This window comes from Chitinophaga sp. W2I13 (assembly GCF_050434005.1).
Classification (GTDB): Bacteria; Bacteroidota; Bacteroidia; order Chitinophagales; family Chitinophagaceae; genus Chitinophaga.
Genome location: NZ_JBNPWD010000001.1, coordinates 7,674,926 through 7,701,500, shown reverse-complemented (window position 1 = coordinate 7,701,500; position 26,575 = coordinate 7,674,926). Strand labels below are relative to the sequence as shown.

Here is a 26,575-nt window from a genome sequence, read left to right as displayed (position 1 = left end):
CGATAATGAATGAGCGGATCAGCGTCTGCGGTTGTGTTGGTGTGCTAACTGCAACTCTTCATCCGTAACATTACTGGTATGGTCCATCCGCTCTTCCACGAGGTATGAATTACGTTCTGTGGCGTTGCGTGTTACCAGTTCCCCGATAAAACCGGTGAGGAATAGCTGGGAACCGATGATCATACAAAGCAGCCCGAAATAGAACAGGGGCCTGTCTGTCATGTTTACTTTATCAAAGAATATTTTTGCCAGTGCGAGGTAGGCAGCTATCACAAACCCTACGAAGAAGGAGAGGGAGCCCAGTGCGCCGAAGAGGTGCATGGGGCGTTTGCCGAATTTGCCGATAAACATGATGGTGGCCAGATCCAGGAAGCCGTTGATAAAACGTTCCAGTCCGAATTTGGTGACGCCATATTTGCGGGCGCGGTGTTCCACTACTTTTTCACCTATTTTGCGGAAGCCGTTCCATTTGGCGATAACCGGAATATAGCGGTGCATTTCCCCGTATACTTCTATAGACTTCACTACTTTTTTGCGATAGGCTTTCAGACCGCAGTTCATGTCGTGCAGTTTCACGCCGCTCATGCGGGTAGTGGTGTAGTTGTATAATTTTGAAGGAAGGTTTTTGGTAAAAGCATTATCGTAACGTTTCTTTTTCCAGCCGCTCACGAGGTCGAAGCCTTCTTCCACGATCATGCGGTAGAGTTCTGGAATTTCATCAGGGCTATCCTGGAGATCGGCATCCATGGTGATCACCACATCGCCCTGTGCCGCGCTGAAGCCTTCATTGAGGGCTGCGGACTTGCCGTAGTTGCGCTGGAACTTGATCCCTTTTATGAGGGGGTTCTGCGCGGCCAGTTGTTGTATAACGGCCCAGGAGTCGTCTGTGCTGCCATCGTCTACCATCCATACCTCGTAGGTGAAATGGTGTGTGTCCATCACTCTTTCAATCCATGCCGCGAGTTCCGGCAAGGATTCTTCTTCGTTTTTTAAAGGAACGATTACGGATATGTTCATCTTAATAGAATAGTATTATTAAAGTGGTCTTTCAGCCGGTTTCCTGCGTAAGATCAGCGAAATAATCGCTGACACTGCAAAATAGAATATAATTCCTTTCAGGAAGTCCAGGAATGATTTTTTAATACCAACATTGAAGTCGGTTTTACTTAATTCATCGAGTTGCTTATCAATTTCATCCTGCGGCGCTTTGAATTTGTGCATCCACTTTTCTGTAGACTCCAGCAGGTTTTCTTTCAGTGCATCTACCAGTGTTGGATCAATATACTTATACAGGATATACTGGTACACGGTAATGATGGCAGTTCCGATAATAAACGCCGTGAACACAGGTTTCAGCACTTCTTTAAAACTAATATACCCTCCCTGTTGTTTCCTGGCTTCCAGGCCGGCGAATATTGCAATAACGATAAATACAGCCAGTTGCAACATGCTGTTCCACCATGCAAACAATACAGATGGGCCGGCGATGTAAGTAATCACGTTCAGGAATACCAGGGATACGCCTCCCACTACGCCCCATAACAGGCCTGGGTTAGAACTTTTCTGCATATAGGTTAATCATTTATATGAAATACGGGTCCATTCACTGTGGCATGTACTTTCCCCTTCAGTTGTTCGCCAATATACGCTGAATTTTTGGACCGGGAAGCGATATGGGCTTTGGTAAACTGCCAGCTGGCTTCCGGATCAAAGATCGTGAGGTTGGCGGCGGCGCCTTCCTGCAGGGCCGGCTGTGGCAAGCCGAATATTTTCCGCGGTTGGATGGTGAGCATGTTAATCAGCTGTTCCAGCGGCAGCTGAGGCAGGTATTGCCTTATTACGCCGAAGGCGCTTTCCAGGCCGATCATGCCGTTTTTGGCATATTCAAACTCTACCTGTTTGGCATCCCAGTCCTGCGGCGTGTGATGAGTAGCAATGCAATCTATGGTGCCATGTAAAACGGCTTCCTGCAGGGCTTTCACATCGTCTGCGCTGCGCAGCGGCGGATTTACCTTCAGGTGGGTATCGTAGTTGATGAGTTGAGCATCGGTTAAAGACAGGTGGTAAGGTGTTACCGAGCAGGTAACTTTGATTCCTGCTGCTTTGGCGGCGGCGATCAGCTCCACTGATTTACGGGTGCTGATACCGGTAAAGTGGATGCGGGAGTCGGCATATTTCGCCAGCTCCAGGTCGCGTTGAATGATGAGTTCTTCTGCCAGTGCGGGCTTTCCGGGCATTCCCAGCTGGGTGGAGTAAATGCCTTCGTGCATGAGTCCATGCGAAGAAATGCTCTGGTCATCCGGCAGCTGTATAAGGGTGCCGTCGAATGCTTTGATGTATTGCAGCGCTTTGAGCATGAGGCCGGGCGACTGCAATGGCTTGAGGCCATCGGAGAAGGCTACAGCGCCTGCCTGCTGCATTTCGTACATTTCCGCGAGGCCGGTACCCTCAAGGTTTTTCGTAGCAGCGCCAATTGGCAACACCGTGGCGGCCGAATGACGGGTTCTGCTCAGTACGTATTCGATTTGCGGTTTGGTATGCAGGGCGGGCTGGGTGTTGGGTACCACCATTACGGTTGTGTACCCGCCGGTGGCGGCAGCTTTGATACCGCTTTGCAGATCCTCTTTGTGTTCCTGTCCGGGGTCGCAGAAATGTGCAAAAACATCCATCCATCCAGCGGAAACATGCAGGTTATCACCTGAAATGACCGTTGCCCGGGCATCTTCGAGGTTGTTACCAACCTGCTGAATGATGCCATTCTGAATAGAAATGTCTTTTTGCTGCCCGTGTAAGGATGAGGAAGGCGCTATGATCTTTACGTTCTTGAGTAGTATGTGCATGCTTTACGTTCTATAACCGGTCCGAAAATACAGGGGCAAATGTAACATAAAACTGTTAATTGTTGAAGGGGAGCGGCCCCTACTTTTCGGACGGCTGTTCAGGTTGGTATGATAATTGAAAATGCAGGGGTAGCAGATCAAAATAACTACTGATGATTGACTATCTTTCTAACCTCGTAGCACGGATATGCGACCGCTCAGAACAATTGCATAATGGCCAGACGACCAGCTGGCAGGCCCTCCGCGAAGCAGAACAACTCGCTAATCACGCTTATATACCCCTACTTTATCAATACATTGAGCAGGAGCCCGACAAAGATAAGCGCCGCGCCGCCTGTTTTATTATCACCCAGCTTTCCAGGAATACCAACGACCCCGAAGTGATCCGTTTTCTTTTGGACCGGCTTAAAATGGAACAGGATGCCGATATGATCACAGCGATGCAGCAGGACCTGGAACGGGGACTCGCCATACCAGGCTATATTAACCTGGAACCGTTGTTTAATAACACGCTTTCACTCAATAATAATATCCGCCGCTCTGCGCTGCTGGCGCTCAGAGGTACCCGCCACCCTTCGGTGGAAGACTGGGCCCTGAACCTGCTGAAGCGCACCGTAAACGAATACGATATCTATTATATCACGCTGCTGCTGCATAAAGTGGGTACGCAGAAAAGTGTGCCTGCACTGCGCAGGCTCCTGGAATATCACCGCCAGGATGTAAAAAGCCTGGCTTTCGCCGCTATCGCTGACATTGAAAAAGAGAAGGAAGCCATGTTCTATACACGCTGCCTTATGCGTGGACAACTCAAATTTGAAGCGATGGAAGCCATTTATAAGTATGCCGATGAGAATGCGATCCAGGCGGTGACCGCCCGCATTACCGAGTTGTTATCAAAAAGACGCAGCAGCGCCCGGATGACGATAGAAACCGTGAAGAATGGCTTTACAGACCTGATGCTGGGCATGGAATTCCTGTTCCGTTTCAGAACTGCAAAGACAGATGTGAAGAAAACATTTTCCTGGATTACAGAGAAACGGGCCGACTACCTGTTGCCCGAAGAAAGGGAATGGGTTAAAAAACATCTTGTGAGCGCGTAACGGGTAAAACCTTAATTTAGCTCCCCAAAAAGAAGGATGAAGAAAGCTTTCCTATTGCTTTTGACAGGATGGATGACGGGTGGGCTGCAATATACCTATGGCCAGCAACGTCAGTATACCATGGCGGAAGCCACCAACGGGCTTCGGCAGCAACTGGCGCCCGAGCGCTTAAAACAGTTTGAATGGGTGCCCGGTGAAAACGCCTACACCAGGATACTATCTGAAAAAGATAATTACGCCTGGATCAAGGTAGCACTACCCGCCGGCAAAACAGATACCCTGCTGACACTTTCACGGCTCAATGAACAGTTATTTTCTTCCAAACCTTTACGCGGTGTACCGTCGCTGCACTGGATGTCTTCTACCAGCGCCTGGTTTTCTATCGGCAACATGCTGTATAAAGGTCAGCTACAAAATGGCCTCATGCAATTCAGCCAATGGTGCGAATTACCCAAAGAAGCAGAGAATGTGACGGTGAACAACCAAAGCGGCCAGGTTGCCTGGACCGAAAACAATAACCTGTTTATCCGTACCGCCGATGGCCATGTACAGGCAGTTACCAACGACGCCGATATCAATATTGTGAATGGAAAAAGCGTTCACCGTGAGGAATTTGGCATCGACAAAGGTATTTTCTTCTCTCCCAAAGGCGATCAGCTGGCATTTTACCGCATGGATCAGCGCATGGTAAATGATTACCCGGTTATCGACTGGTCGGTAACGCCCGCGCATAATACCAATATCAAATACCCGATGGCGGGTGGTAAGTCACATGAAGTAACGCTGGGTATTTATCAGCCATCTACCCAAAAAACTATTTTCCTGAAAACCGGCGGGCCTGCAGATCATTATCTCACATGTGTTACCTGGGCGCCTGACCAGCAATCTGTTTATGTAGCGCTGCTGAACCGCGAACAGAATCATTTATGGCTGAACCAATACAGTGCGGCTACCGGGGAACTGGTAAAAACACTGTTTGAAGAAACAGATGCTAAATATGTACATCCTACCCATCCGTTAACTTTTGTTCCCGGCACAACCGATCAGTTTATCTGGTGGAGCGAAAAAAGTGGCTATAACCATTTATATCTCTATAATACCAAAGGAGAACAACTGCGGGAAATTACCACCGGTGATTGGGTGGTGAATGAACTAACGGGTTTTATTCCGAAGAAAAATGAAATCATCTTCACGGCTTCCAAAGAAAGCCCGATGGAGAAACATTTGTATAAGATTAATTACAAGCAGCAAACAGCAACGCTTTCCCCACTGGATAAAGCTGCGGGCTGGCACGATGCACAGGCCAGCACCGATGGCAGCTATGTGCTGGACGCTTACAGTTCCGGTACCACTCCGTATGTAGCGGGGGTAACTGCCACCGCCGGTAAATTTGAACAAAATATTATCACCGCCACCGATCCGCTGAAAGACTTTCAGCGTCCGCAAATCAGGCAGGTGACACTGAAAGCGGATGACGGCACGCCTTTATACGGTAAACTGATCCTGCCGGTGAACTTTGATTCTACCAAAACCTACCCGGTAATTGTGTACCTGTATAATGGGCCCAATGTGCAGTTGATCCGTAACACTTATCCCTACAGCGGTAACCTTTGGTATGAATACATGGCGCAACATGGCTATGTAATTTTTACCATGGATGGCCGCGGCAGTGATAACCGTGGAAAGGCTTTTGAACAGGCCACTTTCCGGCAGCTTGGTACTGTGGAAATGAATGATCAGTTACAGGGCGTGGCTTACCTGAAGTCGCTGCCGTATATTAATCAGCAGAAGATGGGTGTACATGGCTGGAGCTTTGGTGGTTTTATGACCACATCGCTGATGCTGCGTCATCCGGGCGTGTTCCAGGCAGGAGTAGCCGGTGGCCCGGTGATCGACTGGAGCATGTATGAAATTATGTATACTGAGCGCTATATGGATACGCCGCAGGAAAACCCGGAAGGTTATGCCAATTCCAACCTGCTTACCAAAACAAAAAACCTGCAGGGTAAACTGATGCTGATCCACGGCACCAACGATGATGTGGTAGTTTGGCAGCATTCGCTGGATTTCCTGAAAGCCTGTGTAGATAATGAAGTACAGGTAGATTATTTCGTATATCCGGGGCATCTACATAATGTATTGGGAAAAGACAGGGTTCACCTGATGCAGAAGATCACCGACTATTTTGACGTCCATCTGAAATAGTTTTTTAGATTTCTTTTTAAAGCGAAGATCATAGCGAAAAATTAATATTCGCTGTTATCTTCGCTTTATTATTTTATGCTAATTGCGATCAGCTAATCTTAAACAGTCAACGATGAAGTATTTATTCCTCGCTATGAGCCTCCTGACAGCTACCACGTTAGCGGCACAGCAGAAGAAACACAAAGTGTTATTTATTATTGCGGATGGTATTCCGGCAGATGTGATTGAGTCGCAGCCCACTCCAAACCTGAAGCGTATAGCAAAGGAAGGCGGGTATTGCCGTGCTTACGTGGGAGGAGAGAAGAATGGTTATTCCCAGACGCCTACTATTTCAGCGGTGGGTTACAACAGTTTACTTACCAGCACCTGGGTGAATAAACATAATGTATGGGACAATGATATTGCCGCGCAGAATTATGCTTATCCCAGCATTTTCCGGTTCTTTAAATCGGCTTATCCTGAAAAGAAGACGGCTATTTTTTCCACCTGGCTGGACAACCGTACCAAACTGGTGGGAGATGGATTAGCGCAAACGGGCAACCTGCATATTGATCACGCGGTGGATGGATTGGAGCTTGATACCGTGCGGTTTCCGCATGATAAAGACAGCTGGTATATTCATCTTATTGATGAAACGGTGGTGAATAAGGCGGCAGATTTTGTAAGAAGCGATGCGCCTGATATGACCTGGGTATACCTGGAATACAGCGATGACATGGGGCATCGTTATGGTACCGGTGAGCGGCTGGATACTGCCGTGCGGATGACGGATGACATGGTGGGTAAGATCTGGGATGCGATGGAATACAGGCGTGCAAATTTCAACGAAGACTGGCAGATCTATATTACCACGGATCACGGTCGTGATGCGCATGGCGGACATGGCCACGGCGGGCAATCGGATCGTGAGCGGACTACCTGGATTGTTACCAATGCAAAAGGATTGAATCCTTACTTTAAAACGGCGCAACCGGGTATTGTAGATATCCTGCCTTCCATTGCGCGGTTTATGAATATCTCTATTCCTAAGGAGAATGCGCGTGAACTGGATGGTGTGCCGCTGACAGGCGCTATTTCACTGGCGCAGCCTACTGCCAGCTTAGTGAAGGATCAGTTGCAACTGGGATGGAAAGCTTATGATAAAAAGGGAAGCGTAAAAATATGGGTTACGACAACTAATCATTATAAAACCGGCGGGCACGATGAATATAAGCTGCTGGGAGAGGTGCCTGTATCAAAAGAAGGCGCCAGCATCAGCGTAAAATCGCTTCCATCCTCATTTTACAAGATTGTATTGGAAGGGCCGTTAAACACGGTGAACAGGTGGGTGGTGCAACAATAGCTAAAACAAGCGAAAACAGGCTTTACGCAAACGCTTGCGCGGATAACGCAAGCGTTTGCGTACATGGAATGCCAAAAAAATCATGTAGAATCGTTGTAGCAATTAATCAGAAAGTGAACTAAGCTGGAAAAGCAGCAATTATAGACAGCGAACAATGAAGTCGAATAACCTGCCACGGTCAACTACTGTGGCAAGGTTATCGATAAGATAATGCCTCAGCGGTGATGTATCACCAGTTGCGACTCCATGACAGTGCGTTGAAAATCATTCAAGGCATGTTCCCCGTTCAGGAGTGATAATAACATATTAGTAGCCGCCTGGCCCTGTTCATAAGGAAACTGCTCCACAGATGCAGCAGGGGGAAAGGCTGTATACCCGCTTACCGGTGTATTGGCGTAAGATACAAAAGTTATATCCTTATTTATTTCCAATTTTTGTTTCAGGGCATACTGTACGGCATCCATGGCTACATAGTCATTGAAAGTAACGACGGCCGTTACTTTTCTTTTGAGCGACAGGAGGTACTGCATGGCTTGTTCTGTGCCTGCGGCGGTGAGGTCGGCGTTGACGATCATTTTGGGATCGTATTTAAGGCGGTGTTTCTGCAGTGCCCTGATGTAGCCGGTAGCACGTTCCTTGCTGGCCACCATTGTTTCGGGGCCGTTGATCATACCAATTACGCGGTGGCCCTGTTTCAGCAGGAAATCCACTGCCTGTACGGTGCCGGATTCCAGGTTGCAGGAAACCGCGTGCATATCAGGAAGGTTGGGAATGCGGTCGAAGAAAACCACCGGAATCCTTGCCTGTTGCAGCATTTCAAAGTGTTCGTAATTGCTGGTATTTTTTCCGATAGAAACAATGCAGCCGTCCACCCGGTGCTGTTTCATGCTCTGGATGATCTGTTTTTCACGGGCTTCATCATCGTGTGATTGTCCCAGCAGTACCGTGTAGTTATTGCTGTATGCCGTGTCTTCGATACCGCTGATAGCGCTGGCAAAGAATGCCTCCGACAGCTCGGGTAAAAGGATACCGATCGTAAATGTTTTACCCTGCTGGAAATAGATAGCTGTCTGGTTGCGTTCATAATTCAGTTCGGCCGCCAGTTCTTTTACCCTGGTTTTAGTTCTTAAACCTATACTGTGATGATCATGTAACGCTCTTGATACCGTGGATACAGAGATGTTCAGCCTTTTTGCAATTTCCTTTATTGTTGGTTGACCCGAAGAAACCACCTTTCTCATACATTTCAGCAATTAATAGAAAATAGATACAGCGTATACTCTGCCGGACAAGTTACTTAGATATTGGAAAACATTAGCTTTTTTTTATGAATAAAGCTTGTTTAGGATGACGGCTTTATTTTTTTTATGCGTGTCAACATCTAATACCACACTGGATTCTAACCGGGTTCTAACGGGCTGAAGGGGGCTTCGGCCTGCTATTTGCTATACAGGGGTTGCTTTCCATTGTATACCCCACTATTTATATATACTTATTCTTTAGATTATTAAAAAGTGTAATTTTATGAAAATAGCACAACTAGCCTTGCCGGTAGCTTTAGTAACCATTTTTGCATCCTGTTCCGCCCCTCGTAAATTAAGGGAATCACAGGCCAGGAATGCGCAACTTGATAGTCTTTACCGCGCTACCTACGGTAAGCTGAGAACCTGCGAAGAAGATGCCGCCCGTGCCGCTGCATCGTACAAAGAAAAAGTGACAAATTTAACGGAGCAACAACAGCAACTGAAAACCAACAATACCCAGATGCTGGATCACCTGAAGGAGTTGTCCGTAATTTCCGGCGCCCAGGCAGAAAGCATCAAGAAATCCCTGGATAATATTGGCGCCAAGGATGCTTATATTAAAGATCTCCAATCAGCTATTGCCCGTAAAGACTCGCTGAACATGCAGCTGGTGATGAACCTGAAAGGCGCCATTGGAAATATGGATGATAAAGACATCAATATTAAAGTGGACAAAGGGGTGGTATATATAGATATCTCCGATAAGCTGCTGTTTAAAAGCGGTAGTTACGAAATCAATGAAAGAGCCAAGGAAGTACTGGGTAAAGTGGCCAAAGTGCTGATTGCCCAGCCGGATATTGAATTCATGGTAGAAGGTCATACTGATAACGTGCCTTACCGTCCGAATGTATTGCTGGACAACTGGGATCTGAGTGTGAAGAGAGCTACTTCCGTAGTACGTATTCTGCAGAACCAGTATAACATTCCGCCAGCACGCATGACCGCTGCGGGCAGAAGCGAATACCTGCCTATCGCTTCCAACGACACCGCTGAAGGCAAAGCAGCCAACCGCAGAACGAGGATCGTAATACTGCCACAGCTGGATCAGTTCTTCAAATTACTGGAAAAACCAGCGAATTAAGCGAAGGTTGTCTTGGAACACTGATTACGCTGATTTTACTGATTAGCTGGATTTTTACTTTTGGATTTTATAAAGGATTAAGGGAGATAGAAGCGGATATTCGCTTTTATCTCCCTTAATTATTATTAAGAAAATCAGAAAAATCCAAAAGTAAAAATCCAGCTAATCAGTATAATCAGCGTAATCCTGCTCCAAGACAATTTCCATCGCCGAAGGCGATGCTTACACCGCAGGCTTCGCCGCTGGTTTTTTGCCGAAGAACCAGGAGAAGCTTAGCATGAAGTATTGGGTGAGAACGGTGTTCCGCTGCTGTTCTATGTAGGTCGGGGATTGCATGGTGAGCAGCGATTGATTTTGTTTTGTGAGATCGTAGGCATAGAGTTTTGCCTGGAAGCTTTTATCTTTTCCAAAGGCTTTGGCAACCCAGCTGTTGAGGACTACAAATTGCTGATGCTGACTGGTATTATTGAAATACAGGGCTGCGCTGCCGATGCTGAGGTTGGCAGGGAGAAAAACGTTAGCGGTGAGTGATACATTGTACATGAGGTAGTCGGAATGTTTGTTGTTCTGGATGGAGTAAACGCTGCTGATATACAGCATGCTTACAAATCCTTCCAGTTCCAGCGTTTTTTTGTACATCCAGGAGCCGTTCAGCATTTGTGTGATACTCAGATCAGTAGTGCGGCTTTTGACCTGGTTGATAAACGAATTATTCCGGCTGAAATAATAGGACAATGAATAGTTAAGTGTTAAGGCGGGTTTACTGAATCTTTTACCTATTGAAAAGTCCTGGTTAAAACTAAAATTTCCATCCACATTTACTGGTTTATTGATTTGCCGGCCGGCAGAGTCGGAGTAGATGGATTGTGTCATGGCATTATTTGGCAAATCAGCGCCAAGGTTGGTACTGAACGTAAGGCCTTTCACGCTGAAGGAACGGTAGCCGATGGCGGCAGAGTTATAAATAGACGGTTTCAGATCCGGGTTGCCGAGCTGCACATACAGCGGGTTCCGGGTAGATACTACCGGCAAGTATACGTTGGGAGGCGGGATGCGGGTTTCCCTGTTTACCCTCAGGTCCAGGCTTTTGTAGTTATCTATTTTATAGAAAAGGGACAGGTTGGGAGACAGGTAATGAATCCTTTGCAGGAACTCATTGCCGGCGGTGGTGTTATTGCTTTTTGAATTTGTGAAGTTGTAGGCAATATTTAACTGGCCCTGTATTTTTGTTTTATTAAGAAAGAGTCCTGCGCCGACCGACTGCTCATTGATCTTGTTTTTAAACCGGTAGGTCAGGTCCTGGTTAACCAGATCATATCCTTTCTTTTCATTGTCGAAATCGAAAGCGTCCTGGTTATTTTTTGTGAAGTTGTTGGTTATTTTATAGGATACGTTCAGGTACATGGAAGTGAGCAGCGGATATTGGTAGTTAAACCTGGCCATCAGCCGCCTGACATTTATTTTTGCATTTACCTGCTGGTTGATGGTGTCTGCCAGGTTTGCAGCGGCGAAGGTGTTCAGGGTGGTATTCTGCTGTTCATCTTTTGTATTATTCTGATCAATATTGAAGGATATGCTTATGCTGCCGGCTGTGGGACTGAACTGGTGGTTATATTGGGTGGTGAGGTTGATAACATTATTCCTTCTTGTTTCCAGGTTATTGGTGTTGCCAAAGTTGATAGTGTCATTGCTTTTCCCGCCTGTTGAAACGTATTGATTGAAGGAGCGGAAAGTGTTATGTTGTGTGTTGGCCGACATATCTATGGAGACAAGATTTTTTTCATCGACCTGGATGCTCAGGTTGGTAAAGAGGATATTCATGTTGGCAGTGCTTCCCGAGGTATTGTTGTTGTTGTAGCGGAAGTTACTGTCCGGAAGTACGTTGTCGCGCTGTTGCTGCTGGCTGTTATTGACGTTTTGGCTTTGATGAAGGAAGTTGGCGTTGAGTTTTATTTTTTTGGAGATATCGGTACCAAGATTCGCGCTGACATTATTTTTCCTGGAGAGGCCGCCCATCATACTTTCTCCCCTGCTCAGGTTTTCATCGGTGGAAGCGGGGCCGCGGGAGGAATTGACATTATTGATATATCCCATCACCACCGCCTGCCTGGTATCCCTGAACATATTAACGTTGGCGGCGGCGTTATACCGTTTGTCAGTTCCATAGCCTGCGCCGGCAGCGCCATTGAGTCCTTTCTTATATTCTTTTTTAACGGTGATGTTGATGACCTTTTCATTTTTACCACCTTCCACCATACCATCTATTCTTTTTCTGTCGATGACCTGTATTTTATCGACAATATCCGCCAGCAGGTTCTGCGTTATTTTTTTGGTGTCGCCTGTTGCACTATTGCCATCCTGGAAAAGCGGTCTGCCATTTACCAGGATGGTTTTGATAGCGGTGCCCTGGAAAGACAGGTTCCCATCGGCATCAATGGTGATGCCGGGGAGTTTATTGAGCAGGCTTCTTACAGAAGCATTTTCGGTTGTCTGGAAATCGCCCGCAGAAAATTCAACAGTATCTTTCCGTATGGTGAATGCCGATTTATTTACTTTTACGTTAACGCTGTTTAGTTTGATCGGGTTACGCTGAAGACCGGAAAAGCGAAGGTCTACCTGAAATACCTTGGCTGACTTTTCTGATATCATGATGAGTGAGGTAGCGGCATCGTATCCCATGAAACTGATCGTGATCACATAATTTCCCTGTGGTATTTTTTTGAGGATAAAGTCGCCGGATTCATTCGTGATGCCCTGTGCTTTAAGAATGGATCTTTCTGCGGTGAAGAGCAGTACATTTGCTCCTGTCAGTGGTTTACGGGTATCTTTGTCATACGCATGGCCTTTTATTTCTCTTTGTGCGGAAAGCGTAAAATGCATTCCTATCAGCAGTACGGTTAACGATAATGCGTAGTATTTTGCCATGCGAGGATTTTGGTTATTTCAATACAATGATAGTATGGAAGCATCCTCATCCCGTTAATCAATACCAAATGTTGTCAGAATGGTTAAAGAATTATTAATAAGATAACGAGATTAACAATTGATTCACAAATGCCGGGGCCATGATTATTGGAGTATTTTTTGATGAGATGTCTTTCTTTTTTGATCTTTGAACCCCGACAAATAAAATTACTATTTTATGAATACTGCTACGTTAGTTAAATCGCTGAAGGACATGTTGCTTAAACCCAATGCACACGTCACTTTCAGCGATTCGGTAAAAAAGCTGCCAGCTGATCTGAGGGGTGTGGTACCTGCCGGTATGCCTTACAGCATCTGGCAATTGGTGGAGCATATCAGGATTACGCAATATGATATCCTCGATTTCTCCAGGAACCCGGACTATAAGGAAATTGAGTGGCCAAAGGCCTACTGGCCGGAGGAAACTGCTCCGAAGGACGATGCCACATGGAAGCACAGCGTGGAGCAGGTGGATAAGGACCTGCATGCCTTTATTGATCTGCTGGAACAGAGCGATGATCTGTTTGCGCCTTTTTCACATGGCACCGGGCAGCACTTATTCCGGGAAGCCGTATTGTTGCTGGATCACACCAGTTATCACACCGGTGAGATTGTAGCTGTCAGAAGAATGCTGAATGCCTGGCATTAAATACATTTCCATAAACAATCGGTGAACCAGTGTTTGCGGTCGAAGAAGCGGGCCACCGGCCTGAAGCCTGCATAGGCTGCCAGCTGGTCTGTTTCTTCCAGGCTGTACTTCTGTGAGATCTCCATATAAATGGATTCATTTTCTGCAAAATTTACCGTCGTATCCTCCCCGATGTGCACCTGTTGGTTTTCCAGGCTGATGAGATAACTTTTGCAGGCGCCGGTAACCGGATCATAAGTGGGGAAGTGTTCAAATTTTGAGGTGTCAAAATCTGCATACAGCTCCCTGTTGATACGGTGTAAGAGGTTGAAGTTAAACGCGCGGGTGATGCCGGCGGAGTCGTTATATGCATTCAGGATTACCTGCGGATGTTTTTTGAGATCGAAGCCGGTCAGCAGCAGATCGCCGGGCTGCATATATTGCCGCAGCTGCTGGCAGAAGCTACGGGCAGCGCTCACGCTGAAGTTGCCGATGTTGGCGCCCATGAAAAGCAATACTTTCTTTTTGGCAGTCACCTTATTGGCCTGCTGCAGCATATGGAAATATTCCCCGTTTAAGCCATGCAATTGAAGGCCTGCGACCTGCGCGGGCAGGTTCTTTTCCAGTTGCGTGATCACGTTGGCGGAAATGTCGATGGGGAAATACGTATAATCGACGCCGTTATTGATCAGCTGTTGCAGCAAGTGAACGGATTTGGTAGCGTCGCCTGCACCCAGTTCCACCACATCAAAATCGCCGGCGTATAACTGTAACGCCTGTACTATTTGCGCAGACTGTTCGCGGAGAATTTCCATTTCGCATCCGGTCAGGTAATATTCATGGCACTGCATGATCTGCTGAAAGAGGGCATCTCCTGCCGCATCATAGAAATATTTCGGGTCCAGGTATTTCTGGGGTGCAGTGAGGCCCTGCACCACGTCGTGATAAAATATATCGGTGGCCGGTTTGCGCTTGCATGGCGCAAGTACGTTAGGAATTACAGTCATAATTATTTTTTGATGTTCTGAACTTGGATTCACGGAAAGCAGCGAAGCTATTTTCCGGAGATCCGGATCATTTCACAACGTTGTCTCAATCATCCTGCCAATCTTATCCCGGTAAATTGCCATCTCAGTGAAGGATGGAAAAAGTTACGGTAAGTGATACGGCTATGGTTGGGCGAAGTTACTTCAGAGCCACCACGCAGTACCATCTGATTGATCATGAATTTTCCATTATATTCACCGATGGCGCCGGGCGCCTTTGCAAAGCCGGGGTAGGGGAGATAAGCGCTTTCGCACCATTCCCACCGTTGGCCCCATGCCAGTTGCGGTGCGGCTACTTCCCACTCAAACTCTGTTGGTAGCCGTTGTCCTTTCCAGGCGGCATATGCAGCCGCTTCGTAGTAGCTGATATGCGTAACAGGTGCATCCGGCATGATTGGCTGAAGCCCCTGCCAGGTATAATGCATCCATTTCCCGTCGATGTTGTACCAATACATCGGGGTGGTTACCTGGTTATTTTTTACCCAGTCCCATCCTTCCGCGTGCCAGTAGCGGAAATCCTGGTAGCCACCGGCCTGGATAAAGTCCAGGTATTCCGTGTTGGTGACCAGCGTGGTACTGATTTTATAATCCTGCAAATATACGGTATGCCTGCCCAGTTCATTATCAAAACAGAATCCGTCTCCTGCAAAGCCGATATCATATACGCCGGCACGTATATTTAACCAGGTATCGCCGGGATTGTTCACTATGGGTATATCTTTATGATGAATATCGTAGGCAGGGAACAGGGGATTATGCCCGAGGATATATTTAATATCCGTGTACAGTAATTCCTGGTGCTGCTCCTCGTGGTTCAGTCCGAGAATAAACAGCTCCTGCAGCTCCGGGGACAGTTCTTCTTTCAAAAAATCTGTCATGGCTTCATCCACATACTTCCGGTAGCGCATGATATCTTCCACTGCCGGGCGGCTCAGGTTACCCCGGTTGGTGCGGATCACCCGTGCGCCAACGGATTCATAGTAGCTGTTGAAAACATAATTATATTGAGGATCAAAAACCGTGTAACCTTTGGCGTTAGGAAGCAGGATAAATGTTTCAAAAAAACCAGGTGGTGTGGCCCAGGTGCCATTTAGGCGGACTTACATCCACAATAGGTTGCACTACATAGTCTTCCGTTTTTAGCGGGGCGCAAATTTTTTCGCTTCTCCGCCGTACTGTTTCATATTGTTCTTTCAGTAACATAATTACAGGTGCTTACTGTTGATTCACATATTTTGTAAAATCAGAAATGCTGCGGATGTGCCGTTCTTTTGCTGCGGCTCTCCGCATCATTAATGCGTAGGTATTATTAAATCCGATGGGTTGCAGCCATTTGATACGATATTGTTTTTCAAATGCTGCGCTTACATAGTCGTAAACTTTCTGGCTGTCGCCGATAATGCTGTCTGTGACCTGTTGCGGCGCCTGGAGTAATACGAGCAAACCGGTGCCGGTGTATTCCGGGTACATATCTATCTGGTCGTTTACCAATGCGTCGAACACAATCTTTGTACCGCCGAGTCCTGTTTTGGTGACTGCAGCAAGACCGGTATGACCTTCGATCAGCATCTTGTACATGGCGGCGAGGATATAACCGTCGCCAAAAATTTTCGAGCCGATGCGGATAGTGCCTTTAGCGCCGTTGCCGGCTGGTTTCCAGAGTTGCCTGGCAACAAGAAAATCCTTTGCCACCTTTTCCGGATTTTGTTTAAGATAGTCCACCCGGTAGTTCAATTCCGTCATGATACTATCATTAATTGTACCAACCAGCAGGTTGAGTGCCGGTTCCAGTTCCGGGTATTGTTGCAGGGTTTCTTCCCGTACAATGGGGGCTGCATAATAGGGCGGAAAAATATGTTTATCATCTTCCAGTACAACCAGGTCAAAAGCCTTTACCCTGCCGTCTGTGCTGCTTCCGCTTATAACGTCCAGCTTTTTTTCGTAGGCGGCTTTATACATGATCATGTCGCTGATGACGAGGGTACGGATATGCAGGCCGTATACGGATTTTAGCCCGAGGTTACCGTCTTTTCTGCCCATAAATTCGGGGGTGAATCCGGCCAGCATTTTACCGCTGTAGGTATCGGGTAAAAGATAGAAAGAGGAGAGAAGCAGGAAGATAAAAGGCAGTGCGTATAGTGTTTTACGGGCTTTCCGGATATTGATGTGCTGGAGCAGCGACAAGAGCCAGTCGAACAACAATGCCAGTAAAGCTGCGGGTATGGCTCCCGCCAGCATCATATTGGTGTTGTTGAGTGCGATGCCGCCGAAGATAAATTCCCCGAGTCCGCCTGCGGCGATGTAGGCAGCCAGTGTAGCTACGCCTACGTTGATCACTGTTGCGGTGCGGATACCGGCCAGTATAACGGGCATGGCCAGTGGCAGTTGCACTTTCATCAGCATTTGCCTGCGGCTCATTCCCATACCGGTAGCCGCTTCTGTTACATTGGGATCTACTCCGCTGATACCGGTATAGGTATTACGGATAATGGGCAGCAGTGCATAAAGAAACAAGGCTACTATAGCGGGTTTGGGGCCAATGCCCAGCAGCGGGATCATGAACCCCAGCAGGGCAATGCTTGGAATGGTTTGCATTACGCCGGCGAAGCCCAGCACAGGTGCTGCCAGTCTTTTTTTACGGGTGATGAAAATGCCGGCGGGTACGCCTATGGCTACGGCCAGCAGCACAGATATAAAGGTAAGCCCGGTGTGCGTGAGGGTTTGCTCCAGCAGTTTACCGGATTGTTGTTGTACAAATTCAAATAAGGTTTCGGTTGCTTCCATGCCGTTGCGTTAATTTTTGTAGGCAGCTATTGCCGCCATAAGCCCATTCCCGTCAATTATCTTTTGTTCCTGTTCGTATGTTACGGCTACCGGCTGTTGCGTAATGGCTTCCAGGGCGTCCCAGCAGGTGCTGGAGGCGGTTAATTGCCCGTTTGCAGCAACAGTGGAAGATGGCAACCATTGCCACAGGTCTTTTATCTGCAGGGACTTCAGCTCCAGCTGCAGTCGCTGCGGATCGAGGAAGGACCTTACAAAATCGTTGGCCGGATGGAAGATCAGTTCCGCAGGTGTGCCGAGTTGCTGGATACGTCCTTCGTTCATGAGACAGATCCGGTGGCCCAGTTCAAAGGCTTCCTCCACATCATGTGTTACCAGGATAATGGTTCTGTGGCTGATCTCATCGAGCGATTTAAATTCCTTCCGGACACTGATGCGTGTAAGCGGATCCAGTGCGCCAAAGGGTTCATCCATGAGGAGTACCGGCGGATCTGCCGCCAGTGCGCGGGCCAGGCCAACGCGTTGTTGTTGTCCGCCGCTGAGCTGCTGCGGATATACTTCCGCGTAGGTGGCGGCAGGTAAACGGAGTTTATCCATCAGCGTGGTGGTGCGATCGTGAATGCGTTTTTTATCCCACTTCAGCAGGGAGGGTACGAGGCCGATGTTGTCGCTCACGGTGTAATGCGGGAACAACCCGGTGTTCTGTAATACATAGCCGATGTTACGCCGGAGTATTTCAGGAGACAGCTCCTGTATTTCTTTCCCGTTAATAAATATCTGGCCGCTGTCGGCTTCCAGTAAGCGGTTGATCATGCGGAGGGTAGTGGTTTTGCCGCAGCCGCTGGTGCCCAGCAGTACCAGTGTTTCCCCTTCCTTTACTTCAAAGGAAATATCATCGACTGCTTTTTTCCCAGGACCAAAATATTTGGAAACATTCGACAGTTTGATCATTCGGTATATATCAGATTGTGGAAAAAATTGCTCATTATGGAGCAGGTTTCTCCAGGGTCATAAAGAGATTGTTTAATGATTCTGCATAGAGCGGATGGGCAAACACCATTTCACGTATCTGCGTGGCAGTGACACCGCCAAGCATGGCCATCTGCAGGATGGACATGATTTCGCCGCCTTCGGTGCCTATTACAGCGGCTCCCAGGATTTTACCGGTGTGTTCATGTACCAGTGCTTTCATAAAACCTCTTGTTTGCCCTGTTTCTATGGCCCTGGCAACTTTGTCCATACTCAGGCATGCTGTTTTAAACGGGATACCTTCTTTCCGCGCTTCATTTTCAGTGATGCCAATACGTCCCAATTGCGGATCGGTGAACATACAGTAAGGTATCTGCCGGTCTTTTATACTGATGTTTGCATTTTCAAAAATGTTCTTATAAATAATGAGATGATCGTTGTAGGAGATATGTGTAAATGCAGGGCCTCCCTTTACATCGCCGAGGGCATAGATGCCCGGTTGGGAAGTTTCCAGGCGGTCGTTTACCTGTATAAACCCTTTTTCATCTGTAAGTACATTTGTTTGTTGGAGCTGCAGTGCCGCGGTTTGTGGCGTGCGCCCGGTTGCAATCAGTATATGCGTGCCCGTTATAGTATCTTTATCATTACCGGTGGTAATGTCTATGCTGATCCTTTTCCCATTGAGGGATACGTGCGTTACCTGTGTGCCGGTATGGATCTGCATGTTTTCCGATTCCAGCATTTTTTTTATTACCGCCGCCACGTCGGCGTCTTCTTTTGATACCAGTTGAGAAGCGGATTCTATTATAGTAACGTGACTGCCTAAACGCTGATAGAGTTGTCCCATTTCCAGGGCGATGTAGCTGCCGCCGAGAATGATCAGTTCTTTCGGAACCGTTACTTCATCGAGCAGGGTGGTGGAGGTAAGATAGGGTACGTCAGCCAGGCCCGGTATAGGGGGAATAAACGGCTTGGTGCCGGTATTGATGAAAATGTGATCGGCAGTTAGTATATCTTCTTCTCCTTTGTGGCCGGTCACCGTAATTGTTTTATGCCCGGTGAAGGCGGCTGTTCCCATGAAGATGTTTACATTATCTGATTGTAATCCTTTGGCTGTTCCTCCGCGGAATTCCGTTACGATATTGTTTTTCCGCGCTACAATAAACGGCAGATCCACCATGAATCCGTGGCTGTGAATGCCCCAGTCTTTACTATGAAAAACGGTATGTGCTACTTTTGCGCAGGCGATCATTGCTTTGGTAGGTGTGCAGCCATCGTTGATGCAGGTGCCACCGAGATAGCGTTGTTCAATGAGCGCGGTTTTCCAGCCTTTTTCTTCCATTTTTTTTGCCAGCGGATTTCCCCCCTGACCTGATCCGATTATTATGGCGTCAAATTTTTGCATACGGAAAGATTTAGGATGCGGGGCCAAAGATTATACCAACGAAAAGTAAGTAAATTTAGCGAATTAAAGCGGATGTTGTCTTTCTCGCTGATTACGCTGATTATACTGATTACCTGGATTTTATTTGGGGATTTTAAAGGATTTCGGGAGATAGAAGCGGAATATATCGCTTATATCTCCCGAAATCCTTTAAAATCCAAAGTGATCAAATCAAAGTAATCAGTATAATCAGCGTAATCAGCGAGAAAGACAAAATCCGCGTAATAATTCTTTATCTTTGCGGCTTCTGCAAAAAGATATAGATTTTGGTAAAGATTGATAACATAACGCTTCCTGATTTTCCTTTGCTGCTGGCTCCTATGGAGGATGTGAGTGATCCTCCTTTCCGGGCGGTGTGCAAGGATGCGGGCGCTGACCTGATGTACACGGAATTTATTTCCAGTGAAGGGTTGATCCGTGATGCTATGAAATGCAGGAAGAAGCTCGATATTTTTGAATATGAACGCCCGGTGGGGATACAGATCTTTGGCGGGGATGAGGATAGCCTGGCGATGGCTGCCAGGATCGTGGATGTTACCAACCCGGATCTGCTGGATATCAATTTTGGGTGTCCGGTGAAGAAGGTAGCCGGAAGAGGCGCCGGCGCCGGTGTACTAAAGGACCTGGACCTGATGGTACGGCTCACTGAAGCCTGCGTAAAGGCCACTAAGCTGCCGGTTACGGTGAAAACCCGGCTGGGATGGGACGACGACTCAAAGAATATTGAAGAGGTAGCAGAGCGGCTGCAGGACGTGGGCATCAAAGCCCTGGCTATCCACGGCCGTACCCGTTGCCAGATGTATAAGGGCGAAGCCGACTGGACCCTCATCGGTAAAGTAAAAAATAACCCCCGTATACATATTCCTATTTTTGGTAATGGAGATATTAATAGCCCGCAGAAAGCGCTGGAATATAAAAACCGTTACGGTGTAGATGGTATTATGATCGGCCGTGCAGTAATTGGCTATCCGTGGTTGTTCCGGGAGATCAAACATTATGTGAATACCGGCGAGATTATGGCTGGCCCCACCCTGGAAGAACGTATTGCCGTAAGTAAGAAACACCTCCGCCTGTCGGTGGAATGGAAAGGCCCTGTGCAGGGAATCAACGAAATGCGCGGCTGCTACGCCAATTACCTGAAAGGGTTACCTGATATCAAACAGTTCCGCACCAGGCTGGTGACCATGAAAACCGTGGAAGAAGTGGAAGCCGTATTAGATGAGATTGAAGCCCATTATAAAGGCATTGAACTGGCCAACACGCCGATTGAATTAATTGATTATCACCAGAAGTGTCCGTTATAGACAGGAAATTTTATGATATAATAAAACTAATTATGCGTTTGTTTTGTTATATCATAAAATTTATCAGATGTCCAGATTTTTCCCGTTTGCCACTGCGCTTGTTCTTAGCACCATAGGCCTCTTTTCCTGCCACACATCTCCCGAAGAAAAAATTACCGCCGACAGCACCGCTGCCGTTACTCCGGACGTTGACCATATCCGCGACCTGGGATACCGGGAACAACAACAGATTGAAAAAGTGATTTATGGCTTCTGTGAGCATTTCGACAACGGTCACCTGGATAAATGTGTGGAGTTTATGGACGATAACATCCGCGGGGAAATTGATGGGGTAAAGCTAAAAGGAAAACAAAACTGGACCGCTAAGATGGATTCCCTGGTGCTGAGTATCCGGAACACGCATTACCAGTCGAGGCACCTTATCTCTAATATGCAGTTTTACCCCGGCACAAATGATACGGTGCGGGTAACGATGTATGCCAGTAACCTCTGGACAGACCTTACCACCGGGCAGATCCAGCTGATGTCGGTCGGTTATTATAAGGGCAAGGTGGTGAAGAAAGACGGCAAATGGTTTATCGCTGTGTTGAACTCCCTGCCAGATAGCCGGCTGGTAAAGAAATTTTACCAGGATGTTCACAGCGATCGTGAGGTGTTGCAATAGGAAATGGTTTTCTCGCATAAAAAAATGGTGAAGGATTGTCCTTCACCATTTTCATTTATTTCACCAGCAGATGGCTGGTAATATTACCAGGAACGGTCTGGTAGCTGTCGAATGTCAGCGATGCCGCGGCCCTTCCCGAAGAGAGTGTACGCAGTACCGTTATATAACCGAATAATTCGGACAACGGTACCATGGCGGTGATGGTTTGCACGGCTCCATCCATCTCCATTTGTTTGATCACACCACGACGTCTGTTCAGATCGCCGGTGAGGGTACCGGTAAATTCTTCCGGCATGGTTACTTCTACTTTCATCCAGGGTTCCAACAAGCGGGGAACTGCTTTGGCAGCTACGCTTTTGAAACCGGTGATGGCTGCATGTTCAAAATCCAGGGCGTGGGAGTCGTTGCTATGGATGGACCCATCGAGCAATCTCACGCGCATGGACTTCACCGGGTAGCCCGCCAGGGCGCCGTTGTTCATGGCGGACTCGAACCCTTTACTGATCGCAGGAATGAATTCTTTTGGAATAGCACCGCCTTTGATTTCGTTGATAAATTCCAGTCCGGTTGCCTGTTCATCGCCGGGTGATAGTTCAAACTGGATGTCCGCAAAGTTGCCGGAGCCACCATTTTGTTTCTTATACACTTCACGATGGGTAACGGCCTGCGTAAATATTTCTTTATACGCAATCTGCGGTTGTCCTTTGTTGATGTCGAGATGATATTGCGTTGCCAGCTTTTCCAGCACTACTTCGAGGTGCAGTTCGCCCATGCCTTTCAAAATCGTTTGGCCGGTAGCGTTATCCACTGTTACGGTGAGCGTAGGATCTTCCTCCAGCAACCTGTTTAAGGCATCGCCGAGTTTGTCGTTGTCCTTGGCAGATTTCGCCTCAATCGCATAGCCGATCATGGGTTCCGGGAAGCTGATTTTTTCCAGCAATACCGGGTGATCCGGATGCGAAAGGGAGTCGCCTGTTTTTACATCTTTCAGTCCTACTACCGCACCGATATCGCCGGCGCCTATTTCTTCCACTGTTTCATATTTATCGGACATGATACGCATGAGACGGCTGATCCTGACCTTGCGGCTGGTGCGGCTGTTCCAGAGTGTATCGCCACTGTGTAATACGCCTGCATATACCCGCACTAACGTTAACTTCCCTACGTAATCGTCTGTTATGATCTTAAACGCAAGGGCAGCGAGCGGCGCGTTTTCACTAACCGGGATCATCACCGTTGCTTCCGTTTCCGGATCGGCGGCTTTTACATCGCCGATGTCTGACGGAGCAGGGAGGTAGGTAGCCACTGCATCGAGCAGGGGTTGAATACCTTTGTTTTTATAAGCGGCACCGGCCAATACGGGTACCGCCTCCAGGCGGATGGTAGCGCCGCGCAGTGCGGCGTAAATATCTTCCGGAAGGATACTGTTGGGAGCAGTGGTATATTTATTCAGTAAAGATTCATCCAGCAGGGATAATTCTTCCAGTAAATAATTACGTGCTTCCAGCGCTTCGTTCAGCAGGGCCGACGGGATATCCAGCGTTTCATATGTTTTACCGTCTGCGGTGTTCCATACGAGCGCTTTCATGGTGATAAGGTCTATTACCCCGGAGAAGTCATCTTCCGCACCAATGGGCAGCTGTACGGGCAGTGCATTGGCGTTTAGCCGTTGGCGTATGTCGCTTACTACGCGCCGGAAATCGGCGCCCTGCCTGTCCATTTTATTGATGAACGCAATACGGGGAATATTATAATGATTCGCCTGATGCCATACTGTTTCCGACTGCGGCTGCACACCGGAGCGGGCGCAGAACACGGCTACGGCGCCATCCAATACCCGTAAGGACCGTTCCACTTCAGCGGTGAAGTCGACGTGGCCGGGCGTATCAATAATATTGATCTGCCAGGTATGATCCTGGTGTTGCCAATAGGTGGTGATCGCTGCAGAGGAAATGGTAATACCTCTCTTTTCTTCCTGCGGATCACTATCCATCACAGTGTTGCCTTCGTCTACGTTGCCAAGTTTATGTGTGAAGCCGGTGAAGTAAAGCATGCGTTCAGTGAGCGTTGTTTTACCTGCATCGACATGTGCCATGATACCTATATTTCTAAAATCCGCTAAGCGTTTCATATATTCTTATTTAAAAAGGAATTAAAAAAGGCCGTTCATCTGGTAATGAGCGGCCTTTGCTTTATGCAACAGGAAGTCTGCATTACCGGACTAGCCGCGTCAATGACATTGATGCTTTAATAATAAATTTCCTGTTGGTGTTCATATTGATTTATTGTTTACTAAAGAAACTGTTGAAGATATTGGGGAAGCAAATAAAAAGGCCTCTTCGGATGAAGAGGCCCTTGAAAAAGATTTCAGGAGTTATATATTAACCTCTCATATCCGGGATGGATTTGCCTCCCCGTCTTGAATTAAGACAATGCGGGTACTTGCAATTACCGCTCTGATAACGGTAGTTGCGTAACTGCATGCCTGATATGTGAGATAGTTGTTCATATACTTTTAAAATTGCACCGCAAAGATAGGTGGTTTTTATTGAAAAAACTAATCTGAGGAAAGAGCGCCGGCAGGTCCTTTTTCTCTTATTTGTACAAAAATATCTCTCATATATACTGGTGGTACGATGTTGTTTCGTCGTAATTTTGCTTCTCCGGCCTTCCGGTGTTTTAACCAGTAAAATAAAATCTTCATTATATGAATATTACAGACATTAACGGTACGGTACAATTATCGAATGGCGTACAAATGCCTTATTTCGGATTGGGTGTTTTTAAAACAAAGGAAGGACAGGAAGTGATCGATTCAGTGACTTATGCACTGGATGCCGGCTACCGGCATATAGATACTGCTGCTATTTATGGTAATGAAGAAGGAGTGGGTATTGCCATTGAAAAAAATGCCACCGATAGAAAGGATATCTTCCTGACCACAAAAGTATGGAATGCGGATCAGGGCTACGACAGTACCCTGAAAGCATTTGATACCTCCCTTGGAAAACTGAAAACAGACTATCTTGATCTGTACCTGATACACTGGCCGGTGAAAGGTAAGTATAAGGAAACCTGGCGTGCACTGGAAAAGCTATATGCAGATGGCCGCGTAAAAGCCATTGGCGTCAGTAATTTCCTGCAACACCAACTGGAAGATCTCTTCCAAAGCGCAAAGGTAATACCTATGGTGGATCAGCTGGAATTTCATCCTTACCTGGTACAGCCGTCCCTGCTGGATTTCTGTCAGAAAAACAACGTGCAGTTTGAAGCATGGAGCCCATTGATGCAGGGTAAAGCATTCGACGTGCCATTGCTGAAAGAACTCGCGGAGAAATATAAAGTGTCGGTAGCACAATTGGTATTAAGATGGGACCTGCAAAAGGATGTGGTAACCATTCCTAAAAGCATCCGCCAGGACAGGGTGATTTCCAACGCGCAGCTGTTCAATTTCGAGATCAGTAAAGAAGATGCGCTGAAGATTGATGCACTGGACCGTGGCGAAAGGGTAGGACCAGACCCGGATAATTTCAATTTCTAACGCGGAAATTGTCTTGGCTCAGGATTACGCTGATTATACTGATTACCTGGATTTTTACTTTTGGATTTTATAAAGGATTAACGGAGATAGAAGCGGATATATTCGCTGTTATCTCCCTTAGTTATATCTTAAAAAAATCAAAAAAATCAAAAAAATCCAAAAGTAAAAATCCAGGTAATCAGTATAATCAGCGTAATCCTGAGCCAAGACAAAATTCGCTCTAAGCCCCGGCCAGCGCGGCAAATAATTTGTCGATATCGGCTTTGTTGTTGTAGAAGTTAAGGGCTACCGTCAGGATGTTATTTTTATATCGCGCCTGGATATTATTCTTTTCAACTTTTTCATTTTGCGCCGGCGTAATTTCCAGCAGTTGTATGGCAGAAAGGTGTTCCGGCGGATAGTCAGACAGCAGCCGGATACCGTGTGCCGAAGCCTGTTGCGCCAGGTAGGCAATTAACTCTCCGACATACGCCTCTATATCGCGAATGCCTATACGATGAAGGTATTTTAGCGCTTCTCCCAATAGTAATATATTTACAAACGGCGGCGTGCCGGGTTCAAATGCGGTGGCGGTTTTTTTAGGAGTGAAGTTCGTGTAGTCCTTTACCGACTGGAAATCTGCTATTTCATACTCTACATTATACCAGCTCATCACCTGTGGAGGGTATTGATCCAGTATTTTCCGTGATACATACATAGCGCCGGTACCATAGCCGGCAGTTACCCATTTGTAGGCGTGGAAGATGAGGATATCGATATTACATTCCTGTACATCAATATCGTTTACGCCGAATGATTGCGTGGCGTCCACGATGTGGATCAGCTGATGCTGTTTGCATAATTCGCCGATGGCTTTCAGGTGTTGACGGAAGCCGGTTCTGAACATCACGTGGCTGGTGATGAGGATACGGGTGTCTGGTGTGATTTTAGCCGCAATATCTGCTATGGAGATCTGGTTACGATCATCACTGTCTACTAAATGAACGGTATGACCGTTATGCATCCAGCCCACAAAGCTGCTGGGAAATTCATCCCGCATGGTGATGATTTCATAGTGTTTGGGAAACATCCCGTACAGGAGGATCATGGCCTGTGAGGTGCTGGTGATGAAAGCAATTTCACTGGCCTTTGCGCGGATCATTTCACCGATGAGGCCTTTGGCTTCGTCGGCCTGTTGATCCCAGCCGGGCATTACCCCGCGGCCTTTTTCACTGAGTTCCGTGAAAAGCGCCGTTGCCTTTTGTACAAAGGGGATACTTACCGGGCCGCCGCCGTTGGTAAAAAAATAAGTACAGTTATCGCATACCGGGTAATCGGCCCTGATATTCTCCCATTTAGTCATACTATTTTATTAATTTCTTC

At 47.2% G+C, this 26,575-nt stretch carries 21 protein-coding genes; 8 read left to right on the top strand and 13 right to left on the bottom strand.

Annotated features, from left to right (window positions below):
- Nucleotides 1-18: 18 nt before the first annotated feature.
- From QFZ48_RS31295 to QFZ48_RS31285, 3 genes are read right to left on the bottom strand one after another with little or no spacing between them, the layout of a single operon-like run.
- The gene (locus tag QFZ48_RS31295) at nt 19-1,017 is read right to left on the bottom strand and encodes a glycosyltransferase family 2 protein (RefSeq protein WP_429046734.1); all 999 of its coding nucleotides are present in this window, start codon (nt 1,015-1,017) and stop codon (nt 19-21) included.
- An 18-nt stretch (nt 1,018-1,035) separates the two neighbouring features.
- Entirely contained in the window at nt 1,036-1,569 is a 534-nt protein-coding gene (locus tag QFZ48_RS31290) for a DUF4199 domain-containing protein (protein ID WP_429065383.1), read from the bottom strand.
- A 5-nt stretch (nt 1,570-1,574) separates the two neighbouring features.
- Nucleotides 1,575-2,840 carry a dihydroorotase gene (locus tag QFZ48_RS31285; RefSeq protein WP_429065382.1) on the bottom strand — a complete coding sequence of 422 codons (1,266 nt, stop codon included), beginning with the start codon at nt 2,838-2,840 and terminating at the stop codon, nt 1,575-1,577.
- A gap of 152 nt (nt 2,841-2,992) precedes the next feature.
- On the opposite strand from QFZ48_RS31285, the gene QFZ48_RS31280 reads away from it, so the two are divergent.
- From QFZ48_RS31280 to QFZ48_RS31270, 3 genes are all read left to right on the top strand, one after another.
- The gene (locus QFZ48_RS31280; RefSeq protein ID WP_429046738.1) at nt 2,993-3,940 is read left to right on the top strand and encodes a hypothetical protein; all 948 of its coding nucleotides are present in this window, start codon (nt 2,993-2,995) and stop codon (nt 3,938-3,940) included.
- A gap of 36 nt (nt 3,941-3,976) precedes the next feature.
- Nucleotides 3,977-6,145 carry a DPP IV N-terminal domain-containing protein gene (locus tag QFZ48_RS31275; RefSeq protein WP_429065380.1) on the top strand — a complete coding sequence of 723 codons (2,169 nt, stop codon included), beginning with the start codon at nt 3,977-3,979 and terminating at the stop codon, nt 6,143-6,145.
- A gap of 112 nt (nt 6,146-6,257) precedes the next feature.
- Nucleotides 6,258-7,487 carry an alkaline phosphatase family protein gene (locus QFZ48_RS31270; protein WP_429046740.1) on the top strand — a complete coding sequence of 410 codons (1,230 nt, stop codon included), beginning with the start codon at nt 6,258-6,260 and terminating at the stop codon, nt 7,485-7,487.
- 215 nt (nt 7,488-7,702) lie between these two features.
- Here QFZ48_RS31270 and QFZ48_RS31265 read toward each other — a convergent pair whose 3' ends face one another.
- Nucleotides 7,703-8,728 carry a LacI family DNA-binding transcriptional regulator gene (locus tag QFZ48_RS31265; RefSeq protein WP_429046741.1) on the bottom strand — a complete coding sequence of 342 codons (1,026 nt, stop codon included), beginning with the start codon at nt 8,726-8,728 and terminating at the stop codon, nt 7,703-7,705.
- Between the two features lie 283 nt (nt 8,729-9,011).
- Between QFZ48_RS31265 and QFZ48_RS31260 the strand changes: the two genes are divergently transcribed.
- Nucleotides 9,012-9,872, top strand: coding sequence for an OmpA/MotB family protein (locus QFZ48_RS31260; protein WP_429046743.1), 861 nt, complete (start codon nt 9,012-9,014; stop codon nt 9,870-9,872).
- Between the two features lie 222 nt (nt 9,873-10,094).
- Here QFZ48_RS31260 and QFZ48_RS31255 read toward each other — a convergent pair whose 3' ends face one another.
- Entirely contained in the window at nt 10,095-12,797 is a 2,703-nt protein-coding gene (locus QFZ48_RS31255; protein ID WP_429065379.1) for an outer membrane beta-barrel protein, read from the bottom strand.
- Nucleotides 12,798-13,014: 217 nt separating this feature from the next.
- Between QFZ48_RS31255 and QFZ48_RS31250 the strand changes: the two genes are divergently transcribed.
- A complete protein-coding gene (locus QFZ48_RS31250; protein WP_429065377.1) occupies nt 13,015-13,485 on the top strand; it encodes a DinB family protein in 471 nt (156 codons plus the stop codon).
- Here QFZ48_RS31250 and egtD read toward each other — a convergent pair.
- The 6 genes from egtD to QFZ48_RS31220 form a co-directional block, all read right to left on the bottom strand.
- The gene (egtD, locus tag QFZ48_RS31245) at nt 13,482-14,471 is read right to left on the bottom strand and encodes an L-histidine N(alpha)-methyltransferase (RefSeq protein ID WP_429046748.1); all 990 of its coding nucleotides are present in this window, start codon (nt 14,469-14,471) and stop codon (nt 13,482-13,484) included. The two genes, QFZ48_RS31250 and egtD, sit on opposite strands and share 4 nt — an antisense overlap.
- A gap of 89 nt (nt 14,472-14,560) precedes the next feature.
- A complete protein-coding gene (locus QFZ48_RS31240) occupies nt 14,561-15,469 on the bottom strand; it encodes an SUMF1/EgtB/PvdO family nonheme iron enzyme (RefSeq protein ID WP_429065375.1) in 909 nt (302 codons plus the stop codon).
- 97 nt (nt 15,470-15,566) lie between these two features.
- A complete protein-coding gene (locus tag QFZ48_RS31235; protein WP_429065373.1) occupies nt 15,567-15,713 on the bottom strand; it encodes a DinB family protein in 147 nt (48 codons plus the stop codon).
- Nucleotides 15,714-15,725: 12 nt separating this feature from the next.
- Entirely contained in the window at nt 15,726-17,294 is a 1,569-nt protein-coding gene (locus QFZ48_RS31230) for an ABC transporter permease/substrate-binding protein (RefSeq protein WP_429046751.1), read from the bottom strand.
- 9 nt (nt 17,295-17,303) lie between these two features.
- Entirely contained in the window at nt 17,304-18,242 is a 939-nt protein-coding gene (locus QFZ48_RS31225; protein ID WP_429046753.1) for an ABC transporter ATP-binding protein, read from the bottom strand.
- 34 nt (nt 18,243-18,276) lie between these two features.
- Nucleotides 18,277-19,665, bottom strand: a complete 1,389-nt coding sequence (locus QFZ48_RS31220; RefSeq protein WP_429065371.1) for a mercuric reductase — start codon at nt 19,663-19,665, stop codon at nt 18,277-18,279.
- Nucleotides 19,666-19,970: 305 nt separating this feature from the next.
- On the opposite strand from QFZ48_RS31220, the gene dusB reads away from it, so the two are divergent.
- Together dusB and QFZ48_RS31210 are read left to right on the top strand one after the other, a co-directional pair.
- On the top strand, nt 19,971-21,008 hold the full coding sequence (dusB, locus tag QFZ48_RS31215; RefSeq protein WP_429046757.1) for a tRNA dihydrouridine synthase DusB: 1,038 nt from the start codon (nt 19,971-19,973) through the stop codon (nt 21,006-21,008).
- A 67-nt stretch (nt 21,009-21,075) separates the two neighbouring features.
- Nucleotides 21,076-21,672 (top strand): nuclear transport factor 2 family protein, encoded by a 597-nt coding sequence (locus QFZ48_RS31210; RefSeq protein ID WP_429046759.1) that lies wholly within the window; start codon nt 21,076-21,078, stop codon nt 21,670-21,672.
- Between the two features lie 55 nt (nt 21,673-21,727).
- Here the strand turns inward: QFZ48_RS31210 and fusA are convergent, their stop codons facing one another.
- Nucleotides 21,728-23,803 carry an elongation factor G gene (gene fusA, locus QFZ48_RS31205; protein ID WP_429065369.1) on the bottom strand — a complete coding sequence of 692 codons (2,076 nt, stop codon included), beginning with the start codon at nt 23,801-23,803 and terminating at the stop codon, nt 21,728-21,730.
- Between the two features lie 576 nt (nt 23,804-24,379).
- Between fusA and QFZ48_RS31200 the strand changes: the two genes are divergently transcribed.
- Nucleotides 24,380-25,213 carry an aldo/keto reductase gene (locus QFZ48_RS31200; protein ID WP_429046764.1) on the top strand — a complete coding sequence of 278 codons (834 nt, stop codon included), beginning with the start codon at nt 24,380-24,382 and terminating at the stop codon, nt 25,211-25,213.
- Between the two features lie 220 nt (nt 25,214-25,433).
- Here the strand turns inward: QFZ48_RS31200 and QFZ48_RS31195 are convergent, their stop codons facing one another.
- Nucleotides 25,434-26,555: an aminotransferase class V-fold PLP-dependent enzyme gene (locus QFZ48_RS31195; protein ID WP_429046766.1), complete on the bottom strand. Its 1,122-nt coding sequence runs from the start codon at nt 26,553-26,555 to the stop codon at nt 25,434-25,436.
- Between the last annotated feature and the right edge of the window lie 20 nt (nt 26,556-26,575).

Coding starts and splice junctions, on each gene's coding strand:
- QFZ48_RS31210 (WP_429046759.1), top strand. CDS start 21,076: ATGTCCAGATTTTTCCCGTTTGCCACTGCGCTTGTTCTTAGCACCATA.
- QFZ48_RS31195 (WP_429046766.1), bottom strand. CDS start 26,555: ATGACTAAATGGGAGAATATCAGGGCCGATTACCCGGTATGCGATAAC.
- QFZ48_RS31265 (WP_429046741.1), bottom strand. CDS start 8,728: ATGAGAAAGGTGGTTTCTTCGGGTCAACCAACAATAAAGGAAATTGCA.
- QFZ48_RS31285 (WP_429065382.1), bottom strand. CDS start 2,840: ATGCACATACTACTCAAGAACGTAAAGATCATAGCGCCTTCCTCATCC.
- QFZ48_RS31270 (WP_429046740.1), top strand. CDS start 6,258: ATGAAGTATTTATTCCTCGCTATGAGCCTCCTGACAGCTACCACGTTA.
- fusA (WP_429065369.1), bottom strand. CDS start 23,803: ATGAAACGCTTAGCGGATTTTAGAAATATAGGTATCATGGCACATGTC.
- QFZ48_RS31230 (WP_429046751.1), bottom strand. CDS start 17,294: ATGGAAGCAACCGAAACCTTATTTGAATTTGTACAACAACAATCCGGT.
- QFZ48_RS31280 (WP_429046738.1), top strand. CDS start 2,993: ATGATTGACTATCTTTCTAACCTCGTAGCACGGATATGCGACCGCTCA.
- QFZ48_RS31295 (WP_429046734.1), bottom strand. CDS start 1,017: ATGAACATATCCGTAATCGTTCCTTTAAAAAACGAAGAAGAATCCTTG.
- QFZ48_RS31260 (WP_429046743.1), top strand. CDS start 9,012: ATGAAAATAGCACAACTAGCCTTGCCGGTAGCTTTAGTAACCATTTTT.
- QFZ48_RS31235 (WP_429065373.1), bottom strand. CDS start 15,713: ATGTTACTGAAAGAACAATATGAAACAGTACGGCGGAGAAGCGAAAAA.
- QFZ48_RS31290 (WP_429065383.1), bottom strand. CDS start 1,569: ATGCAGAAAAGTTCTAACCCAGGCCTGTTATGGGGCGTAGTGGGAGGC.
- QFZ48_RS31225 (WP_429046753.1), bottom strand. CDS start 18,242: ATGATCAAACTGTCGAATGTTTCCAAATATTTTGGTCCTGGGAAAAAA.
- QFZ48_RS31220 (WP_429065371.1), bottom strand. CDS start 19,665: ATGCAAAAATTTGACGCCATAATAATCGGATCAGGTCAGGGGGGAAAT.
- QFZ48_RS31255 (WP_429065379.1), bottom strand. CDS start 12,797: ATGGCAAAATACTACGCATTATCGTTAACCGTACTGCTGATAGGAATG.
- QFZ48_RS31275 (WP_429065380.1), top strand. CDS start 3,977: ATGAAGAAAGCTTTCCTATTGCTTTTGACAGGATGGATGACGGGTGGG.
- QFZ48_RS31200 (WP_429046764.1), top strand. CDS start 24,380: ATGAATATTACAGACATTAACGGTACGGTACAATTATCGAATGGCGTA.
- egtD (WP_429046748.1), bottom strand. CDS start 14,471: ATGACTGTAATTCCTAACGTACTTGCGCCATGCAAGCGCAAACCGGCC.
- QFZ48_RS31250 (WP_429065377.1), top strand. CDS start 13,015: ATGAATACTGCTACGTTAGTTAAATCGCTGAAGGACATGTTGCTTAAA.